This is a genomic window from Carnobacterium sp., assembly GCF_032094055.1.
Classification (GTDB): domain Bacteria; phylum Bacillota; class Bacilli; order Lactobacillales; family Carnobacteriaceae; genus Carnobacterium_A.
This window is the reverse complement of the sequence record NZ_DAMDAK010000141.1, coordinates 1-2981: the sequence shown is the minus strand read 5'-3', so window position 1 is coordinate 2981 and position 2981 is coordinate 1. Positions and strand designations below refer to the sequence as shown.

2 protein-coding genes and 2 pseudogenes are annotated in these 2981 nt (G+C 32.4%); all 4 read right to left on the bottom strand.

Annotated features, from left to right (window positions below):
- Window positions 1-221, bottom strand: a pseudogene (locus RT405_RS13385) (hypothetical protein); the annotation flags it as partial.
- Window positions 222-233: 12 nt separating this feature from the next.
- Window positions 234-1274 carry an ABC transporter ATP-binding protein gene (locus tag RT405_RS13380; protein ID WP_313470362.1) on the bottom strand — a complete coding sequence of 347 codons (1041 nt, stop codon included), beginning with the start codon at window positions 1272-1274 and terminating at the stop codon, window positions 234-236.
- A gap of 118 nt (window positions 1275-1392) precedes the next feature.
- Window positions 1393-2475, bottom strand: a complete 1083-nt coding sequence (locus RT405_RS13375) for an extracellular solute-binding protein (RefSeq protein ID WP_313470360.1) — start codon at window positions 2473-2475, stop codon at window positions 1393-1395.
- 254 nt (window positions 2476-2729) lie between these two features.
- A pseudogene (locus RT405_RS13370) lies at window positions 2730-2981 on the bottom strand (oligo-beta-mannoside permease IIC protein); the annotation flags it as partial.

Genomic DNA, 2981 nt, shown 5'->3' with positions numbered 1-2981 from the left:
AACGCTAATATAAAACTATTCGACAAACTTTGCATTGCACGTTTAGAGGCGATTAAGCGCTTAAAGGGATCTAATGAAAAATTGCCTTTTCCATAAAACGTTTCATAAATAGTATTTATGTTTGGGTAAATTAAAAATGAAAACACAAACCAGATTAATAAGAGCGAAATCAACAGGGTTGGGATATTGATTTTTCGAACTCTATTTTTTAAAACTTCCATTGATTTCATCTCCTATTTATATTTCAAGATGTCTTGAATATTAATGGCTACTTTAACTTCACTGCCGACATCTAACGTTTCTTTCGTAGCGCCTTTTTCAATCGTTTTTATAATTGTATCTTCTTCACATAAAATAGCATATTTCGTATACAAGCCATAAAATTCTTTTTCAACGATTTTTCCAGAGAAGATTACTTCTTTTGTCAGGTCTAGAGAAGAATTTTCTTTGGTTTCACTCACTGGAATGATCTTTACTTTTTCAATACGGACAAAGAATTTGGAGTAATCTTTAAAAATACCGTGTGCTAAATTTTCATATCCATACATTAAACGGTCAATATTATTAATATCCCCAATAAAATTACAAACAAATTCAGTTTCTGATTTATTGTAAATATCCTCTGGTGTACCAATTTGTTCAACAACCCCCTGATTAAAAACAGCTATCCGATCAGATAACGTCAAGGCTTCTTCTTGATCATGAGTAACATAAATGGTTGTAATACCGAATTGCTTTTGAAGAGTCTTCAATTCATTTCGTAATTGGATACGTAACTTTGCATCTAAGTTGGATAAAGGCTCATCTAATACCAAAATATTTGGCTGCATCACTAATGCCCTTGCAATGGCTACACGCTGTTGCTGCCCTCCAGATAGTTCTGATACTTTTTTTTGTAATTGTAGCTCATTCAAATCTACTTTTTCAGCGATGTCTTTAACCATTTCATCTATTTTGTTTTTTTTCATCTTTTTCACTTTTGGACCAAAAGCAATATTTTCATATACTGTTAATGTAGGAAATAAGGCATAACTTTGGAATACCATACTGATATCTCGCTTTTCAATTGGTTTATCCGTAATATCTTTACCTTCTAGAAAAATGGTGCCTTTAGAAGGTTTAATAAAACCTACCAGGCTTCTTAATGTCGTTGTTTTCCCACAACCGGAAGGTCCTAATAATGTAAAAAATTCTCCCTTATGAACATTTATATTCAAATCTTTTACAGCTATAAAATCGCCAAATTTTATTTCAATATTTTTAAATTCAATCATTTAAGTATCCTCTTCTCTTTCGCTTTATAGAATATAGATAGTAATTTGCGATTAGATTCAATTAGAGGCTCCTCAATTAATGCCATTGAGGAGCCTCTAACTTATGAACTAAACTAAATTATAGAAGTTCCAATTCAACTTTTTCCATCCATTCATCAATGTGCTTTGAAATGAAATTCCAATCCAATGTTTGAGTTGTAATATTAGAATATAAGTCTTTTACATAGTCAGTTGCTTGTTCAGCAGCTTTCGTATTCGCTGGCATTGCATTAAATTCAGATGCAAATTTCCCTTGAACTTCTGTACTTCCTAACCAATCAACGAATTCTTGTGCTAAGGCTGTTTTTTTACCTCCTTTGATAATAGCTGCTTGCTCAACAATTAATGGAGACCCAGCTTTTGGATTAACAAATTTAGCTGCTACTCCGTATTGGTCTTCTTTAGCTTGTAAAGTACCGGATACTAATGTACCGATAGGCACTTTTTTTGATGCTAATAAAGAATAGAAGTCTTCACCTTCCGGAGTAGGAATACCATTTTTCAAGAAGTTTTCAACCATTTTCCAACCTTCATCTGAAACACCCATTTCTCCATCTTCATCTTTATACTGTACAAGAATACTAGATAAGATAATTCGTGGTGTTACTTGATCCAATTGTGTAGGCGCTTCGTACTTCCCTTTAAATGTATTGTCTTCTGCAAGCTCAATATAACTTTGAGGTGCAGTTTTTTCATTGTATACATCAGGATTATAAGATAATAGTAAAGCTTGTTTAATTAGACCATGATAATATCCTTCAGGATCATTAACCCCTTCTTCTACTTCATCTGCCCAAGTTGGAACATATTTTTCTAGCACATCTTCTTCTTTTAATTGTTCATATAACATACTATTTAAACCATAAACTACATCTGCAATCGGATTGCTTTTTTCAGATACTAAACGGTTTGTAACATCTGTTCCTCCAGCTCCTACCAGCGTGATATTAAACCCTGCATCTTTTGCTTCTTTTTCTAACCATTCTCCACGACCATCAGAGTTTGCATTCGTATAGACAACTAATTCTTGTTTCTTATCTACTTCTTGGCTGCCTGTTTTACTAGAAGAATCATTGCTTGCATCTTCTGCTCCTCCACAAGCAGCTAATAATAGCATTGAACATAAACCAGCAGCTACCAACTTCATTTTCTTCAATTTCATGAATAAACACTCCTTTTCTTTTTTTGTAATCGCTTTCCTAATAAGTATATATTATTTATCTTTTTTTATCAATAGTTTTCATGATTTATTTATTTTTTATCATTAATTATCATATTTTATCAAAAGGATGAATTTGTTGAGCAAAAAAAAACAACTCTAACTCTCTTTTTTAAGGTTATTACCTAAAATCCTCTTTAAAGAGAAGGAGTTGTTTTATATCGGTTTATTATATTGTATGCGTTATCAAAATTATCTTAAGCATTACGTAGTTCTGCTACTGCTTCTTCTTCAGTCTCTCCTTCTTCAAGCAGCAATTGTTTTTTCTCTGCTACCTTGAAAAAAGGCATATAGATAAAATAAGAAGCTACAATAGATAAAACTGAGAAAATAGCTGCAGGTATATTTCCATTTGTTGCTAGATAAGCTCCGATTACTGGCGGCGTCGTCCATGGGACTAAAAAGACGATGGCTCCAATAATTCCTAATTTTGTTAATATATAGGCAAT

What these genes read in the sequence shown, in the direction of transcription:
- RT405_RS13380 (WP_313470362.1), bottom strand. Translation starts at nt 1,274, where the DNA reads ATGATTGAATTTAAAAATATTGAAATAAAATTTGGCGATTTTATAGCT.
- RT405_RS13375 (WP_313470360.1), bottom strand. Translation starts at nt 2,475, where the DNA reads ATGAAATTGAAGAAAATGAAGTTGGTAGCTGCTGGTTTATGTTCAATG.